Source organism: Streptomyces sp. NBC_00984, assembly GCF_045162475.1.
Classification (GTDB): Bacteria; Actinomycetota; Actinomycetes; order Streptomycetales; family Streptomycetaceae; genus Streptomyces.
This window is the reverse complement of record NZ_CP108734.1, coordinates 7,762,970-7,779,474: the sequence shown is the minus strand read 5'-3', so window position 1 is coordinate 7,779,474 and position 16,505 is coordinate 7,762,970. Positions and strand designations below refer to the sequence as shown.

17 protein-coding genes are annotated in these 16,505 nt (G+C 70.6%); 13 read left to right on the top strand and 4 right to left on the bottom strand.

Annotation, left to right across the window (positions count from 1 at the left end):
• Positions 1 to 6: 6 nt before the first annotated feature.
• The gene (locus tag OG520_RS34735; protein ID WP_406015739.1) at positions 7 to 1,836 is read right to left on the bottom strand and encodes a glycoside hydrolase family 15 protein; all 1,830 of its coding nucleotides are present in this window, start codon (positions 1,834 to 1,836) and stop codon (positions 7 to 9) included.
• A gap of 201 nt (positions 1,837 to 2,037) precedes the next feature.
• Here OG520_RS34735 and OG520_RS34730 point away from each other — a divergent pair, with 201 nt between their 5' ends.
• From OG520_RS34730 to OG520_RS34720, 3 genes are all read left to right on the top strand, one after another.
• Entirely contained in the window at positions 2,038 to 2,991 is a 954-nt protein-coding gene (locus OG520_RS34730; protein WP_406015738.1) for a DUF389 domain-containing protein, read from the top strand.
• Positions 2,992 to 3,137: 146 nt separating this feature from the next.
• Positions 3,138 to 4,574, top strand: coding sequence for a DUF2252 domain-containing protein (locus tag OG520_RS34725; RefSeq protein WP_406015737.1), 1,437 nt, complete (start codon positions 3,138 to 3,140; stop codon positions 4,572 to 4,574).
• Between the two features lie 172 nt (positions 4,575 to 4,746).
• The gene (locus OG520_RS34720; protein WP_406015736.1) at positions 4,747 to 6,081 is read left to right on the top strand and encodes a chloride channel protein; all 1,335 of its coding nucleotides are present in this window, start codon (positions 4,747 to 4,749) and stop codon (positions 6,079 to 6,081) included.
• 18 nt (positions 6,082 to 6,099) lie between these two features.
• Here the strand turns inward: OG520_RS34720 and OG520_RS34715 are convergent, their stop codons facing one another.
• Positions 6,100 to 6,552 (bottom strand): hypothetical protein, encoded by a 453-nt coding sequence (locus OG520_RS34715; protein WP_406015735.1) that lies wholly within the window; start codon positions 6,550 to 6,552, stop codon positions 6,100 to 6,102.
• A gap of 157 nt (positions 6,553 to 6,709) precedes the next feature.
• Between OG520_RS34715 and OG520_RS34710 the strand changes: the two genes are divergently transcribed.
• From OG520_RS34710 to OG520_RS34700, 3 genes are all read left to right on the top strand, one after another.
• Positions 6,710 to 7,291: a helix-turn-helix domain-containing protein gene (locus OG520_RS34710; protein ID WP_406015734.1), complete on the top strand. Its 582-nt coding sequence runs from the start codon at positions 6,710 to 6,712 to the stop codon at positions 7,289 to 7,291.
• 40 nt (positions 7,292 to 7,331) lie between these two features.
• On the top strand, positions 7,332 to 7,874 hold the full coding sequence (locus OG520_RS34705) for a GNAT family N-acetyltransferase (protein ID WP_406015733.1): 543 nt from the start codon (positions 7,332 to 7,334) through the stop codon (positions 7,872 to 7,874).
• Positions 7,875 to 8,106: 232 nt separating this feature from the next.
• On the top strand, positions 8,107 to 8,595 hold the full coding sequence (locus tag OG520_RS34700; protein ID WP_406015732.1) for a glutathione peroxidase: 489 nt from the start codon (positions 8,107 to 8,109) through the stop codon (positions 8,593 to 8,595).
• Positions 8,596 to 8,673: 78 nt separating this feature from the next.
• Here OG520_RS34700 and OG520_RS34695 read toward each other — a convergent pair whose 3' ends face one another.
• A complete protein-coding gene (locus tag OG520_RS34695; RefSeq protein ID WP_399334197.1) occupies positions 8,674 to 9,900 on the bottom strand; it encodes an acyl-CoA dehydrogenase family protein in 1,227 nt (408 codons plus the stop codon).
• A 173-nt stretch (positions 9,901 to 10,073) separates the two neighbouring features.
• On the opposite strand from OG520_RS34695, the gene OG520_RS34690 reads away from it, so the two are divergent.
• Positions 10,074 to 10,724 carry a TetR family transcriptional regulator gene (locus OG520_RS34690; protein ID WP_266422877.1) on the top strand — a complete coding sequence of 217 codons (651 nt, stop codon included), beginning with the start codon at positions 10,074 to 10,076 and terminating at the stop codon, positions 10,722 to 10,724.
• A gap of 29 nt (positions 10,725 to 10,753) precedes the next feature.
• On the opposite strand, the gene def is transcribed toward OG520_RS34690, so the two are convergent.
• Entirely contained in the window at positions 10,754 to 11,299 is a 546-nt protein-coding gene (gene def / locus OG520_RS34685; protein WP_406015731.1) for a peptide deformylase, read from the bottom strand.
• 114 nt (positions 11,300 to 11,413) lie between these two features.
• On the opposite strand from def, the gene OG520_RS34680 reads away from it, so the two are divergent.
• The 6 genes from OG520_RS34680 to OG520_RS34655 all read left to right on the top strand — a co-directional run bounded on the left by OG520_RS34680 (position 11,414) and on the right by OG520_RS34655 (position 16,476).
• Complete coding sequence (locus OG520_RS34680) at positions 11,414 to 12,652, top strand: MurT ligase domain-containing protein (protein WP_072486330.1); 1,239 nt, start codon at positions 11,414 to 11,416, stop codon at positions 12,650 to 12,652.
• A gap of 34 nt (positions 12,653 to 12,686) precedes the next feature.
• Positions 12,687 to 13,412 (top strand): type 1 glutamine amidotransferase, encoded by a 726-nt coding sequence (locus OG520_RS34675; protein ID WP_406015730.1) that lies wholly within the window; start codon positions 12,687 to 12,689, stop codon positions 13,410 to 13,412.
• A gap of 143 nt (positions 13,413 to 13,555) precedes the next feature.
• Positions 13,556 to 14,584 (top strand): 6-phosphofructokinase, encoded by a 1,029-nt coding sequence (locus OG520_RS34670; RefSeq protein ID WP_399334194.1) that lies wholly within the window; start codon positions 13,556 to 13,558, stop codon positions 14,582 to 14,584.
• 111 nt (positions 14,585 to 14,695) lie between these two features.
• Positions 14,696 to 15,646: a cytochrome c oxidase assembly protein gene (locus tag OG520_RS34665; protein ID WP_399334192.1), complete on the top strand. Its 951-nt coding sequence runs from the start codon at positions 14,696 to 14,698 to the stop codon at positions 15,644 to 15,646.
• A 66-nt stretch (positions 15,647 to 15,712) separates the two neighbouring features.
• Positions 15,713 to 15,871, top strand: a complete 159-nt coding sequence (locus OG520_RS34660) for a hypothetical protein (protein WP_107408259.1) — start codon at positions 15,713 to 15,715, stop codon at positions 15,869 to 15,871.
• A 188-nt stretch (positions 15,872 to 16,059) separates the two neighbouring features.
• Positions 16,060 to 16,476, top strand: a complete 417-nt coding sequence (locus OG520_RS34655; protein WP_406015729.1) for a cupredoxin domain-containing protein — start codon at positions 16,060 to 16,062, stop codon at positions 16,474 to 16,476.
• Positions 16,477 to 16,505: the final 29 nt, after the last annotated feature.

The window sequence follows — 16,505 nt, the reverse complement described above, 5'->3', positions numbered from 1 at the left end:
GCGCCGTCAGCCGCGCTCCCCGGCGCGTGCCCGGTCCAGCGCCTCGTCCAGGGTCCGGGCCGCCGTGATGAGCGAGAGGTGGGTGAACGCCTGTGGGAAATTGCCGAGTTGCTCACCACTGGGGCCGATCTCCTCGGCGAACAGGCCGACATGGTTGGCGTACGTGAGCATTTTCTCGAAGGTGTAGCGGGCCTTGCGCAGCCGGCCCGCGCGGGCCAGGGCGTCGACGTAGAGGAAGGTACAGAGGCTGAACGTGCCCTCGGATCCCCGCAGTCCGTCCGGGGACGCCGCGGGGTCGTAGCGGTAGACGAGGCTGTCGGACACGAGTGTGCGGTCCATGGCATCGAGCGTGGCGAGCCAGCCCGGGTCCCTCGGGGCGAGGAACCCCACCCTGGGCATCAGCAGCAGCGAGGCGTCCAGCACTCCCCCGCCGTAGTACTGGACGAACGCCTGCTCGGATTCGCTCCAGCCCCGGTCCATGACCTGTTCGAGGATGGCGTCCCTGGTGCTGGTCCACCGGGCGGTGTCGGCGGGTCGGCTGAGTTCGGACGCCAGGCGCAGGCCGCGGTCGAACGCCGCCCAGCACATCACCCGGCTGTAGGTGAAGTCCTGCCGTCCGCCGCGGGTCTCCCAGATCCCCTCGTCGGGCCGGTCCCAGTGGTCCACGAGCCAGTCGAGCGTCCGGGCCACGACCTGCCAGCCCTGGTAGCCCGCCTGGACGCCCACCTCACGGCCTTCGGACAGGGCGTAGAGGGCCTCGCCGTAGATGTCGAGCTGCAACTGGCCGGCGGCCGCGTTGCCGAGCCGTACCGGGTACGAGCCCCGGTAGCCCTCGAAGTGGGCCAGGATCTCCTCCGTCAGCAGGGGTTCCCCGTCGACGCGGTACATGATCCGGAGGGGCTCCTCTCCGCTGTCCTCCCGGAGCCGGTCGCCGAGCCAGTGGGTGAAGGCGATCGCCTCGTCCACGAACCCGAGGTCGAGCAGGGCCCGGACCGACAGCGCGCCGTCCCTGACCCAGGTGTAGCGGTAGTCCCAGTTGCGTTCGCCGCCGACCTGCTCCGGCAGGCCCGTGGTCGCCGCCGCGACCGGTGCGCCGGAGGGGGCGTAGGTGAGCAGCTTGAGCGTGATGGCGGAGCGGATGACCATGTCGGACCAGCGGCCCCGGTAGTGGGAGGTTCGCACCCACCGCTGCCAGAAGTCGACGACCTCCCAGAGCTGTTCCGTGGTGGCGTCGACGGTCGGCGCCGGTGGCGCGGGCCCGTCCGCCGCGCAGACGGTGAAGACCGCGACGGTCGACTCACCGACGTTCAGCACCACTTCGCCCACGGCGTCCTGGCCGTCGCGTACCACGGAGAAACCGGTCCGCAGGTGTGCCGCGATCCCCGGCGCCCGGAACACGGCTCCCCCGGGGATCGGATCGAGTTCGTGGGAGGCCCGGCCGTAGTCGAACCGGGGCCGGCACTCCATGGCAAACCGTACGGTCCCGCGCACCGCGCGCACGTACCGCACCAGAGTGTGCCGGTCGGTGGGGGTCCCGGTGCGCTCGGGCGGCATCCAGTCGAGCACCTCGCCCACGCCGTCCGGCGACATGAAGCGGGTGACCAGGACCGCGGTGTCCGGGTAGTAGAGCTGCCGGCAGGAGCTCTCGGGGTCGTCGGGTGCCAGCCGGAAGAAGCCGCCGCCGTCATGGTCGAGCAGTGCGGCGAAGATGCTGGGGGAATCGAACCTGGGGGCGGCGAACCAGTCGACGACTCCCTGCGAGGAGACCAGTGCGGCGGTCTGCAGGTCGCCCACCAGCCCGTGTTCGGCTATGGGTGGGTATCGGTCCATGCGCATCCAATCCCGGACGGCCCCCGCTCGGTACCACTATCCGCCCAGTGCCCCGTGTTCGCCCACTCGGGCGTCCCGGGCCCCCTGGTGCCGTACGGCCCGGATTGCCCGCCGTCCCGCCCGCGGTGTTACTGGAGGAGGGACCGCCCGCGCACCCGGTCCGGCCGTGACCGGCGGCGCCTGGGCGGGACTTCGTGGAGGTACAGGATGGACATGATCCATGTCCGCGCGGTGAGCCCGCCGGACCTGACCGACCAGGTGGTGGACCGGCTGGCCGGTGATGCCTGTGTGCTGAACCTGCTGGTGCAGCCGGGGGCGGCACGCAATCCGGACGGCGACAGCATCGCGTGCGACGTGCTGACGGGAGCCGCCAATGACGTGCTGCGCAGCCTGCGCGCACTGCACCTGGACCGGCGCGGCTCCATCGTCATCGAACCGGTGGACATGGTCTTCTCCGGCCGGGCGGCCGAGGCCGGGACCGAGCGGCTCGGGCCACTGGCCCGCGCACCCGTGTGGGAGCAGGTGGAGGCCCGCATCCGCGCCGAGGGGCGATACCCGCCGAGTTTCTATCTGTACCTGGTCATCGCGGGCCTCATCGGTTCGGTCGGGATCGTCACCAACTCCCAGATCCTGATTGTCGCGGCGATGGTCGTCGGCCCCGAGTACGGTGCCATCGTCAGCGTCGCCCTGGGCATCGACCGGGGCGACCGGCCGAGGATCCGGCAGGGACTGACGGCGCTGTTCACGGGCTTCCTGCTGACGATCCTCGTCACCTTCCTCTTCAGTCTCCTGATCCGCGGATTCGGCCTCCAGTCGGCAGCGTTCGACGCAGGGCTGCGGCCGGTCTCCAACCTGATCAACACCCCCAATTTCTTCTCGGTCGCCGTGGCGACGCTGGCCGGCATCGTCGGCATCGTGTCCCTCACCGAGGCCAGGACGAGCGCCCTGCTGGGCGTCTTCATCTCGGTCACGACCATCCCGGCCGCCGCGGACCTCAGCGTCTCCACCGCGTTCACCAGCTGGTCCAATGCCCGGGGTTCGCTCATCCAGCTGCTGGTCAACATCGCGGTGCTGATCGTGGTGGGCACGGCCGCGCTCAAGTGTCAGCGTGCGATCTGGCGGCGGGTCGGCCTGCGTCACGGCCGCGCGGACCGACAGTAGCGGTGCGGGCGTGGGACGTGACGGACTGCGTCCAGATGATGCCGGAACCGGGACGAGCCGCGATGATCGGACGCAGGGCGCAGATGTGCCGGCGGGTGCGGTGCGCGGGAGCGGCCCACGCCCGTGGAGCAGTCAGGAGGGCCCCGATGCCCCAGGACCCGGCCCCGGCGCCCCGCGAGGCGACCTCGCCGCTCAGGACGGCGCCGGATGCGACGCCCGAGCAGCGAGCGGCCCGCGGCAGGGCGGCCCGGCGTGAAGTGCCGCGGTCGAGCCATGCCGATTTCGAGCCGTCGGCCGACCCGCTGGGCATCCTCGAAGCCCAGTCCGCGGCCCGAGTGCCCGAGCTCGTGCCGATCCGCTACGGACGGATGACCGAGTCGCCGTTCCGCTTCTACCGGGGCGCCGCCGCGATCATGGCCTCCGACCTGGCCATCACCAGGGATTCCGGGATCAGGGCCCAACTGTGCGGGGACGCCCATCTGCTGAACTTCGGGCTGTTCGCCTCGCCGGAGCGCAACCTGCTGTTCGACATCAACGACTTCGACGAGACGTCGCCCGGCCCCTGGGAATGGGACGTCAAACGCCTGGCGACCAGCTTCGCCGTCGCGGGCCGGGCGAACGGTTTCACCGACGAGGAGCGCGCGGACGTCGTGCGGACCACGGTGCGGTCGTACCGGGAGTCGATGATCCGGTTCGCCGGTATGCGCAATCTCGACGTGTGGTACTCACGGACCGACATCGGCCGTCTCGAAGCGCTGGCGTCCCGGCAGTTGGCGAAGCGCGGCCGCGAGAAGCTGGCCCGCGCCGCGGCGAAGGCCCGCACCCGGGACAACCTGCAGGCCTTCGACCGGCTCACCGAGACCGTGGACGGCCGGCCACGCATCGCAGCGGATCCGCCGCTGCTCGTACCGGTCGCCGATCTGTTCCCGGAGGACGAGCGCGACGCGACGCAGGAGCAGTTCCGCGAACTGATCACGCGCTACGGCCACAGCCTGCCGTCGGACCGGCGGACCCTGCTCTCCGATTTCCGCTTCGTGGACATGGCACGCAAGGTGGTCGGCGTCGGCAGTGTCGGCACGCGCTGCTGGATCATCCTGATGCTCGGCAGGGACGGCGAGGATCCGCTGCTCCTCCAGGCCAAGGAGGCCGGCCCGTCGGTGCTCGCGCCCCATGCGGGCGCCGGCCCGTACCGGAACGAGGGCGAACGCGTGGTCGCGGGGCAGCGGCTGATGCAGGCGGCGGGCGACATCTTCCTCGGCTGGCAGCGGGTGGACGGGATCGACGGCAGGCCCCGCGACTTCTACATACGCCAGTTGCGCGACTGGAAGGGCATCGTCGAGCCGCAGGACATGGTGCCGTCCGGCATGCGGGTGTTCGGCGAGGCATGCGGCACCACGCTGGCCCGTGCCCACGCGCGTTCCGGCGACCGGATCGCCATCGCGGCCTATCTGGGGCGCGGCCCCTCGTTCGACCGGGCACTGGTGTGTTTCGCCGAGAAGTACGCCGACCGGAACGAGCGGGACCACCGGGCGCTCGTCGACGCGGTGCGGGCGGGGCGGCTTCCCGCGGCCCGGGACGTCTGAGCCGTCCCGGGAAGCCGGTCCGTCCGCTGGTCCAGAGGAATGGCAGTACGGGAATCGCCGCACGCGCCCAGCGGGTACATCACGGCGGCAACCGCGCATTGTGCTAACTCCTTGTGGACGCTTGCGGGACAGCGTGTTCCGGACTGGTTGTGACGCCGAGGAGACAACGACCATGTCGACCGAGCCCGCCGCACCACCCGCCACGACGGCAGCGGACCCTTTCGCACTGATCCGCACCCGTGGTTACGCCCTGCTCCTCGTGATGGCGGCGGGCATCGGAGTCCCGGTCTCGGCGGTGGCGTTCGGTTTCCTCGCGCTCGTCCACGAACTCCAGTCGCTGACCTACCACGACCTGCCCCGAGCGCTCGGTTTCACCGGTACGCCGTCCTGGTGGCCGGTGCCGCTGCTCGCCGTGGCGGGCCTGCTGGTCGGGCTGACCATCCGCCACCTGCCGGGGAAGGGCGGTCACCGGCCCGCCGACGGGATGGTGAGCACGGGGGCGCCCTCGGCGGCGGAACTGCCCGGCGTCGTGCTGGCGGCGCTCGCGTCACTGGGCGTCGGAGCGGTGCTCGGTCCCGAGGCGCCGCTCATCGCGCTCGGCGGCGGACTGGCCGTGTATGTGGCGCGCCTGGTCAGGCCCGGCCTCGAGCCGGGCGCGAGTGCCGTGCTGGGAGCCGCGGGAAGCTTCGCCGCCATCAGCGCGCTGCTGGGGTCGCCGCTCCTGGGTGCCTTTCTCCTGATGGAGGCCTCGGGACTGGCCGGGATGATGCTCGGGATGGTCCTGGTGCCGGGTCTGCTGGCGTCCGGCGTCGGCGCGCTCGTCTTCACCGGACTCGGCTCGTGGACCGGGCGCGGGACGTACTCCCTGGCACTTCATCATGTGCCCCGGGCATCGGGACCCGACATCGCGCAGTTCGGCTGGGCACTCGTCGTGGGCCTGGCCGCGGCCGTGGTCGGCACGGGCGTCCAGCGGCTCGCCCGGTTCCTCCAGGAACGGGTGGAGCGGCGGACCGTGGTGGCCACCGTCGTCATGGGCCTGGTCGTCGGCGTGGCCGCCCTCGTGTACGCGGAGAGCACCGGAAGGGACGCGTCCGGGGTGCTGTACTCCGGGGAGAACGCCCTCGATCCGTTGCTGGCCGGGAGCGCCGGATACCCGGTGGGCACGCTTGTGGTGCTGGTCCTCTGCAAGGCGGTGGCGTACTGCGCGTCCTTGAGCAGCTTCCGGGGAGGCCCCGTCTTCCCGGCGATGTTCGTGGGAGCGGCGGGCGGCATCGCCCTGTCCCATCTCCCGGGACTGGGCCTCACGCCGGGCTTCGCGATGGGCATCGGCGCCATGTGCGTGGCGATGCTCAAGCTCCCGATGACGTCGGTGCTGCTGGCGACGCTGCTGCTGGGGTCCGAGGGCCTCACCGTCATGCCGCTCGTGATCGTCTCGGTCGTGGTCTCCTATGTCGTCACGCTCAGGCTCGCGCCGTCCCCGGCCGTCGCCCGGCCGGATCCAGGATGACGGGCCCCTGCCGTGACCTCAGACCTTCTTCTCCCGCTGCGGCTTCTCCCACTGCAGATCCGCGCACAGCGCCCAGATGATGAAGACGTCGATGGCGATGAGCACGATGGACCAGAGCGGGTAGTGGGGCAGCCAGAGGAAGTTGGCGAGTGCGCCCAGGCCCGCGAGCACGATGCCCACCACGCGTGCCCATTCGGCTCCGGTGAACAGCGCGCAGCCGGCGAGAACGATGACGATGCCGATCACGAGGTGGATCCAGCCCCAGCCGGTGAGGTTGAACTGGAACACATAGTTGCGCGTGGTGATGAAAACGTCGCTCTTGGCGATGGCGGCGATTCCTTCGAAGACCGCCATCGCGCCGCCGAAGATCATCAGCACCGCCGCGAAGGCGGTCCAGCCGAGCCGGAAGGGGTGGTGCGAACCCGGTGTGGCGTCGGGCGCCACTCTCGGCCCGTTGGCGGTACTGGCCATTGTGGCCTCCTCTGGTAGCAGAGCAACCCGGCGGACCCGAGTGGGCCACCGGGGCCTCCCCGAACAAGCCTGCCATGTCGGCACCCTGTCGGCAGAACAGCCGCTTCGGGGGACACCATGACACAATCCGTCTCCGTCCAGGGATATCATCTCCATCGTGAGAGAAACCGAAGAGGCGGAGCCCGGCTCCGTCGATGCCCGGCTCGCCGCGCGGCTGGGCGAACTGCGTACCGAACGCGGCTGGTCGCTGGACGAACTCTCGCGACGCAGCGGGGTGAGCCGCTCCACACTTTCCCGGCTGGAGCGCGGCGAGTTGAGTCCGACCGCCACCCTGCTCGGCAAGTTGTGCACGGTCTACGAACGGACGATGTCCCGGCTGCTGCTGGAGGTGGAGGCGGAACCCCCGCAACTCGTCCCCGCCGCACGGCAGCCGGTCTGGCGGGACGAGGCATCGGGCTTCGTACGCCGCTCGGTGTCGCCTCCGCACACCGGTCTGCGCGCGGAGGTCATCGAGGGGACCCTCGACGCGGGGGCCGCCATCGGGTACGAGAACGCACCGGTGTCCGGCGTGGAGCAGCATGTCTGGGTACTGGAGGGAACGGTCGAGATCACCGTCGACGGCACCGCGCACACCGTGCGCAGCGGCGACTGCCTTCGGTTCCGGCTGCGCGGCCCCTCGCACTTCCACTGTCCGGGACCGGATCCGGTCCGCTATGCCCTGATGATCGTTCTGCCATGACAGCCGCGAACGCCGCGATGGCCGCGAAAGGACTCCGTACATGACCGAGATCGTCCCCGCGCACGGCCCCGAACTGGTCACCTACGCCGATGAGTTGGCCGCCCTCCTGGTGGAGACCGTGAACGGCGGATCGTCGGTGGGCTTCCTCGCGCCGCTGGACCGTGACGTGGCCGCCGCCTGGTGGCGGGAGAGGGCCGGGGCCGTCGACGCCGGCCTGCTTCAGGTCTGGATCGCCCGCGACGCGGAACGGGTCGCCGGAACCATCGGCCTGGTCCGGGCCCAACTGCCCAACGCCCGCCACCGCGCGGACGTGGCCAAACTGATGGTGCGTCCGTCGGCCCGCGGCCGGGGCCTCGGCCGGTCACTGCTCGACGCCGTCGAACGGTCGGCCGCCGGAGCAGGCGTCACACTGCTGGTCCTGGACACCGAGACCGGAAGTCCGGCCGAGCGGCTCTACCGTTCGGCGGGCTGGACGGAGTGCGGCTCGATCCCGGACTACGCCGGAGACCCGGCCGGGGTCCTGAAGCCGACGACGCTCTACTACAAGGCGATCGGCTCCGCGCACACGGCGCCTCCCCTGTGACGGAGCAGGCGCCCGACCTCCTGCCGATCTCCTGGGCGAGGCACAGGAGTTCGGCACGAGGCACATACCGCACACAGGTCGCTCATCGGGGTCATGCCGCGTTCGACGCGATGGCGGGACTCCCGCAGGTCGGTGGCGTGCGCGGGCTCCGGACAGCCGGACGGCCGGCTTCGTACGGACCGGCTCCGGGCGTGACAATGGCTGCGGAAGTCACATCTACGAGGAGACCCTCATGACGCTGCACGACATCCCCCTGCGCACTCTCACCGGCGAGCCCACCTCCCTGGCCGACTACAGCGGCCGGGTGGTCCTGTTGGTGAATGTCGCGTCCAAGTGCGGACTCACCCCGCAGTACGCGGGCCTGGTGAAGCTCCAGAACGAGTACGCGGACCGCGGGTTCACCGTGCTCGGCGTGCCGTGCAACCAGTTCGCCGGCCAGGAGCCGGGGAGCGCGGAGGAGATCCGGACCTTCTGCTCGACGACGTACGGTGTCAGCTTCCCGCTGCTGGAGAAGACCGACGTGAACGGCGAAGGGCGCCATCCGCTCTACGCCGAGCTGGCGCAGCTGGCGGACGCGGACGGCGAGGCCGGTGACGTCCAGTGGAACTTCGAGAAGTTCCTCATCTCCCCGGCGGGCGAGGTGGTCGCGCGTCTGCGCCCGCGCGTCGAGCCGGAGGCGCCCGAGCTCGTCGCGGCCATCGAGTCCCACCTGCCGGCCTGACGTACCGCGCCCCCGGACGCCGGACGGGCCTGCGTTTCGGCCCGTCCGGCGTCCGGGGGCAGCCCCGGCGGGACGGTCTCAGCGGATCGGCATGCCCGACAGGGTGCGGGCGATGACCAGGCGCTGGATCTCGCTCGTGCCCTCGAAGATCGTGTAGATCGCCGCGTCCCGGTGCATCCGCTCCACCGGGTACTCACGGGTGAAGCCGTTGCCGCCGAGGATCTGGACGGCCTGGGCGGTGACCTTCTTCGCCGTCTCGCTCGCGTACAGCTTGGACATGGAGCCCTCGGCCGAGGTGAACGGCTTGCCGGTGGTCGCCATCCACGAGGCGCGCCAGACCAGCAGCCGGGCCGCGTCGATCTGCGTACGCATGTCCGCGAGCTGGAAGGCGATGCCCTGGTTGTCGATGATCGGACGGCCGAACTGGGTGCGGGTCTTCGCGTAGTCCAGCGCCACCTCGTACGCCGCACGGGCAGTGCCGACCGCCATGGCGCCGACCGCCGGGCGGGACGCCTCGAAGGTGGCCATCGCGGCGTTCTTCACCCGCTCGCCACCGGAGGCGGCGCGCTCGCGGGCCCGCGCCAGGCGCTGGTCGAGCTTCTCCTTGCCCCCGAGCAGACAGTGGCCGGGGACCCGGACGTCCTCCAGGACGACCTCGGCGGTGTGCGAGGCGCGGATGCCGTGCTTCTTGAACTTCTGGCCCTGGGAGAGTCCGGGGGTGTCCGGCGGCACGATGAACGAGGCGTGCCCCTTGGACCCCAGCTCCGGGTCGACCACGGCGACGACGACATGGACGTTGGCGATGCCGCCGTTGGTCGCCCAGGTCTTGGTGCCGTTCAGCACCCACTCGTCCTTGGCCTGGTCGTACACCGCGCGGGTACGCATCGAGGCGACGTCGGAGCCCGCGTCCGGCTCGGAGGAGCAGAAGGCCGCGACCTTGACGTCGGCGGCGTCGCCGTACATCTGCGGGATCCAGGTCCCGATCTGCTCCTCGGTGCCGTTGGCGAGGACGCCCACGGCCGCCAGGCCCGTACCGACGATGGACAGGGCGATGCCCGCGTCACCCCAGAAGAGCTCCTCCATCGCCATCGGGATGCCGAGCCCCGTCGGGTCGAAGAACTGCTGGGCGTAGAAGTCGAGGGAGTAGATGCCGACCTTGGCCGCCTCCTGGATGACGGGCCAGGGCGTTTCCTCACGCTCGTCCCACTCCGAAGCCGCCGGACGGATCACATCCGCGGCGAAGCCGTGAAGCCAGTCACGGACCTGCTTCTGGTCATCGTTGAGTTCGAGCGTGAACTCCGCCATGTTCCCCTCCACATACTGCCGTGAAAAACCACTCGTTACTTGCGGTAACCGCAGTCTGTTACCGACAAGTAGCCCCTGTCAACCGCCCAGGTTCGGATCCGCACCGCGCTGGGCAGGGTGTTACGTTGCGCAGGCAGGACGCATTTGCACGGCCAGGGGCGGGGAGAGGCGACATGGAGAGCACACGACAGGCAGAGCGCCAGCGGACAGCGGCCGAGAGCCGCCGCCGCGAGCTGCTCGAAGCCGCCGACCGCGTGGTGCTCAGAGACGGGCCGAAGGCCTCGATGAACGCCATCGCGGCGGAGGCCGGAATCACCAAACCCATCCTCTACCGGCACTTCGGCGACAAGGGCGGCCTCTACCGCGCCCTCGCCAAACGCCACACCGACGCACTGCTGATCGCCCTGCGCGCCGCCCTCGACGCCCCCGCCGAGCGCCGTCGGCGCGTCGAGTCGACGCTCGACACCTATCTCGCGGCGATCGAGGCCCGCCCGCAGGTCTACCGCTTCCTGATGCACCCGTCCGACGACGCGGCGCCCTCGACGGAGCAGGGTTTCGACGTCGGACGGCACTCGGCGCCGCTGCTGCGCCGGCTCGGCGAGGAACTCGCCCTGGTGATAGCCGAGCGGGTGGACCTGGGGCCGGACAGCGATGCCATGGCCCGCATCTGGGGCCACGGCATCGTCGGCATGATGCACGCCGCGGGCGACTGGTGGCTCGGTGAACGCCCCTGCTCCCGCGAACAGTTGGTGAGCAGCCTGGCCGATCTGCTGTGGGGCAGGCTGGCCGCCGCGGGCGACCGGCCGGGCGGCCCCGGATTCTGAGGCCCCCGGCACGCAGGCTGCGGGAGCGGTCAGCCGGTGCGCGCCCAGGGTGCCCGGCGGGCCGCGCGCAGCGCCCTGGCGCGCCGCAGCCCGGTCAACCGGTCCGTGTAGACCGCGCCTTCGAGATGGTCGCACTCGTGCTGGAGGCAACGCGCGAAGAAGCCGGTGCCGGTGACCCGGACCGGCTCGCCGCCGACCGTGAGACCCTCGACGACGGCGCGGTCGAACCGCGGGGTACCCGCTTCGATGCCGGGCAGCGAAAGACAGCCCTCCGGACCGCGTACGGTGATGCCGTCGGCCTCGACGAGTCTCGGGTTGACGAGATGGCCGAGGTGACGGATGTCGTCGTCGTCCGGGCAGTCGTAGACGAACACGCGCAGCGGAACGCCGATCTGGTTGGCCGCGAGGCCGACGCCCTCGGCCGCGTACATCGTGGCGTACATGTCCTCGACGAGACGGGCGAGCGAGGGACCGAAGTCCGTGACGGGTTCGCAGGTCCCGTGCAGCACCGGATCACCGAGCAGGCTCATGGCACGAATCAGTCCGGAACTGCCGGGGATCGGGCGGTTTCGCATGGCCGCAATCGTACGTTCCACGCGACCTCCACCTTCCCGGCGGTGCCAGGGTGCGGTCGCCGCGCCGGACATCGATAGGCTGGGCGTGGACCGATGCAAGGAGGATCTAGGACGATGGCAGGCAACACGGAGCCGCTGTCGCCGCGGGCCAAGCTGGCCGTGACGGCGGGCAAGGCCGCGGCGGCGGTGTCACGCGCCGCAGGGCGCGGCAGCGGATCGGTGATCGGCGGCCGGGTGGCGCTCAAGCTCGACCCCGACCTGCTGGGGCGGCTGGCGCAGCACCTGGACGTGATCCTCGTGTCGGCGACGAACGGCAAGACGACCACCACCCGGCTGATCGCCGAAGCACTGCGGGCCGCGGGCCCGGTGGTGTCGAACGCGCTCGGCGCGAACATGCCGGCGGGCATCACCTCGGCGCTGGCGGGCGGCTCGGACGCGCAGTACGGCGTGATCGAGGTCGACGAGAAGTACCTCGCCGGGGTCGCACGCGACACGACGCCCAAGGTGATCGCGCTGCTCAACCTCTCCCGCGACCAGCTGGACCGCGCGGCGGAGACCCGGATGCTGGCGGAGAAGTGGCGTGAGGGGCTGTCCGGCTCGAAGGCCGTGATCGTCGCGAACGCCGACGACCCGCTGATCGTCTGGGCGGCGTCCTCCTCCCCCAATGTGGTGTGGGTCGCGGCGGGCCAGGCGTGGAAGGACGACGCCTGGTCCTGCCCCGCCTGCGGCGGTGTGATGCAGCGCCCCGGCGACGACTGGTTCTGCGGCGAGTGCGGATTCCGCCGGCCCGCTCCCAGCTGGGTCCTGCACGGCGACTACGTCCTGGACCCGCACGGTTCGGCATGGCCGATCCACCTCCAGCTGCCCGGCCGCGCCAACAAGGCCAACGCCACCAGCTCCGCCGCCGTGGCCGCCGTCTTCGGTGTGCCGCCGCAGGTCGCGCTGGAGCGCATGTACCAGGTGCAGGCCGTCGCGGGCCGCTACGACGTGGTCTCCTTCCTCGGCCGTGAGCTGCGGCTGCTGCTGGCGAAGAACCCGGCGGGCTGGCTCGAAACGTTTTCCCTGATCGACCCGCCGCCCACGCCGGTGATCCTCTCCGTCAACGCGCGCGGCGCGGACGGCACGGACACCTCCTGGCTGTGGGACGTGGACTACACCCAGCTCGCCGGCCACCCGATCTTCGTGCTCGGCGACCGCAAGCTGGACCTGGCCGTCCGCCTCGAAGTGGCCGGTCTCGACTTCCGGGTCTGCGAGAACCTCGACGAGGCCGTGCAGCAGGCCCCGCCCGGCCGTATCGAGGTCATCGCCAACTACACCGCCTTCCAGGATCTGCGCCGTCGTGTCGGCAACTGACCCCGGCCCCGGCCACCTCCGGAGAGGACGAAGCATGAGCAACGGTCTGCGTCTGGTCTGGGTCTACCCCGACCTCCTCAGCACCTACGGCGACCAGGGCAACGCGCTGGTGGTGGAGCGCCGGGCCCGGCAGCGCGGTCTCGACGTGCAGCGCGTCGACGTGCGCAGCGACCAGCCGGTCCCGACGTCCGGCGACATCTATCTGATCGGCGGCGGCGAGGACCGGCCGCAGCGTCTCGCCGCGGAGCGGCTGCGCCGCGACGGCGGGCTCAGCCGGGCCGCGTCGAACGGCGCGATCATCTTCTCGGTCTGCGCCGGCTACCAGATCCTCGGCCACGAGTTCATCAACGACCTCGGTGAGCGCGAGGCCGGTCTCGGGCTGCTCGACGTGGTCTCCACCCGCGGCGAGGGGGACCGGTGCGTCGGTGACGTACTGGCCGACATCGACCCGCGCCTCGGCCTGCCGCCGCTGACCGGGTTCGAGAACCACCAGGGCGTCACCCATCTCGGCCCGACGGCACGACCGTTCGCCCAGGTGCAGTTCGGCCGGGGCAACGGCACCGGTGACGGCACCGAGGGCGCGTACAACGACACCGTCTTCGGTACGTACATGCACGGCCCCGTGATGGCACGCAACCCGCACATCGCGGACCTGCTGCTGAAGCTGGCCCTCGATGTGAACGCCCTGCCGCCGACGGACGACCGCTGGTACGAGGCGCTGCGCGCCGAGCGCATCGCGTCGGCGACACAGCCCGCCTGATGAGGGGGTTTTCGCTCGTCTGAGCGGAGTCCAGCAGGCGGACGCCCGGTTCGGTCCCGCCACCCTGCGCCGGTAGGGTGGCGGGGATCCAACCGGACGACGTGGTCCGGTCGTCGGCCCACGTTGCAAAGGTTTCCCGGGCAATGCGAATTGGTGTGCTCACCTCCGGCGGCGACTGCCCCGGCCTCAACGCCGTCATCCGTTCCGTCGTGCACCGCGCGGTGGTCGACCACGGCGACGAGGTCATCGGCTTCCACGACGGGTGGAAGGGCCTCCTCGAGTGCGACTACCGCAAGCTCGACCTCGACGCGGTCGGCGGCATCCTCGCCCGGGGCGGCACGATCCTCGGCTCCTCCCGGGTCCAGCCCGCCCATCTACGGGGCGGCGTGGAACAGGCCAGGGGCCATGTCTCCGACCTCGGTCTCGACGCGATCATCCCGATCGGCGGCGAGGGCACGCTGAAGGCGGCCAACCTGCTCTCCGAGGCGGGTCTGCCGATCGTCGGCGTTCCGAAGACCATCGACAACGACATCGCCTCCACGGATGTGACCTTCGGCTTCGACACCGCCGTCGGTGTCGCGACCGAGGCGCTCGACCGGCTCAAGACGACCGCTGAATCGCACCAGCGGGTGCTGATCGTCGAGGTCATGGGCCGCCACACCGGCTGGATCGCCCTGCACTCGGGCATGGCGGCCGGCGCCCACGCCATCGTCGTGCCGGAGCGCCCCTTCGACATCGACGAGCTGACCGAGGTGGTCGGCAGGCGTTTCTCGGCCGGCAAGAAGTTCGCGATCGTCGTCGTCGCCGAGGGCGCCAAGCCTCGCGAGGGCTCGTCCATGGAGATCGAGCAGGGCACCAAGGACATCTACGGGCACGAGCGGTTCGCCGGCATGGCCACGCAGCTCTCCGGCGAGCTGGAGCGGCGCCTCGGCAAGGAGGCCCGCCCGGTGATCCTCGGCCATGTGCAGCGCGGCGGCACGCCGACCGCGTACGACCGGGTGCTCGCCACCCGCTTCGGCTGGCACGCGGTGGAGGCGGCGCACCGCGGCGAATTCGGCATGATGACGGCGCTGCGCGGCACGGACATCGTGATGGTGCCGCTGGGCGAGGCCGTGGAGACGCTGAAGACCGTTCCGGCCGAGCGGTACGCCGAGGCGGAGTGCGTGCTCTGAGCGACCTCCTGTCCGACGAACTGCCCCCGGCCGCAACCGCGGCCGGGGGCAGTTCTACTCTGGTCGGGACAACCGGAACGAATCGGGGACGCCCCCGGCGGGAGTGAACAGATGGATCACAGCGGGCACGGCATGAACATGGATCTGCCGCCGTTCACGCTGGGACGTGGGCTCCAATTCTCCGCGGACCCGTTCTTCCTCATCGGCTGCCTTCTCGGCATCGGCCTGTACGCGTACGCCGTGCTGCGGCTGCGCAGACGCGGGGACGGCTGGCCGGTCGGCCGGACCGTGTTCTTCGTCGTCGGCGTGCTGAGCATCGCACTGGTGATGTGCACCAAGCTCAACGACTACGGCATGGTCATGTTCAGCGTGCACATGGTGCAGCACATGGTGATCAGCATGCTGTCGCCGATCCTGCTGCTGCTGGGCGCTCCGGTGACCCTGGCGCTGCGTGCGCTGCCGGTCGCGGGCCGTGGCCGCACCGGTCCGCGCGAGCTGCTGCTCAAGCTGCTGCACAGCCGGTACATGAGGGTCATCACGCATCCGGCCTTCACGATCCCGATCTTCATCGCCAGCCTGTACGGGCTGTACTTCACCCCGCTCTTCGACTTCCTGATGGGCTCGAAGACCGGTCACATCGCGATGATGGTGCACTTCCTCGCGGTCGGTCTGGTGTTCTTCTGGCCGATCATGGGCATCGATCCGGGACCGCACCGGCCCGGCTACGTGATGCGGATGCTGGAGCTGTTCGCCGGGATGCCGTTCCACGCGTTCTTCGGCATCGCACTGATGATGGCGACGACGCCGATGGTGGGGACGTACAAGCATCCGCCGGCCTCGCTGGGCATCGACGCGCTGAGCGACCAGGGCTGGGCGGGCGGTATCGCCTGGGCCTTCAGTGAGATCCCGTCGGTGCTGGTGCTGATCGCGCTGGTCTTCCAGTGGTACCGCTCCGAGCAGCGGACGGCGAAGCGCTCCGACCGTGCGGCCGACCGGGACGGTGACCAGGAGCTCCAGGCGTACAACGCCTATCTCGCCTCATTGCAGGCGCGCGGGCAGTAGCGGTGGGCATGCCTCCGGGGTGACGATGGCATCCACGGCCGCACGGCCGACGAGGAGGGTGCGGGCATGTCCGGATCCACGAAGGCCATGGGAGTGCTCACGCTGACGGCCCTGGTCGTCGTCACCGCCTACACGGTGGCGCTGGGGAGCAGCGGCTGGCTCTGGTTCGGCTGGGTGGTGCTCGGTCTGATCACCCTGGGGATGGCGGCGACGCGCGAATCCTGACCCCGGGCAGACGTGCGCATCCCGGCCCAGGGAACTGTGGCGGGGTCCGGTCGGCTGCCGACGGCGGTACGCCGGACGGATTCGACCTGCGGGTCGAATCCGAGCGCCTGCCCGTTGCCGGGTCGCGGAGCTCCTACCGTTCGGGCCACAGTGCCGTCGGACCGGCGGCCCGACCCGAGGAGCTCTTGATGGGGAACCGTGCGAGAACGGCAGCCGCGGTGATCGCGGCGGGACTGCTCGCCGCCGTCGTGGGCGGGTGCTCGAACAGTGGCGGCGGCAGCTCGCCGCCCTCCAGTGCCACACCACCGTCGTCCGTCTCACCGGCCGCTTCGGTCTCCTCCTCCCCGGTCGGCAAGGTGGTGATCACGATCAAGGACTTCACGTTCGAGCCGGCCCGTCCCACGGTCGCGCCGGGGACGCTGATCACCGTGGTCAACAAGGACTCCGCGACCCACACCCTGACCGCCACCGGCAACAAGGTCTTCGACACCGGCAATGTGGCGCCGGGGCAGACGGTCACGTTCACGGCCCCGGACAAGGCGGGCTCGTACCCGTTCATCTGCACGATTCACCCGTACATGAAGGGGTCGCTCACCGTCCGGTGAGCCACGTCGGCGGCGCCCCTTTCCGGGGC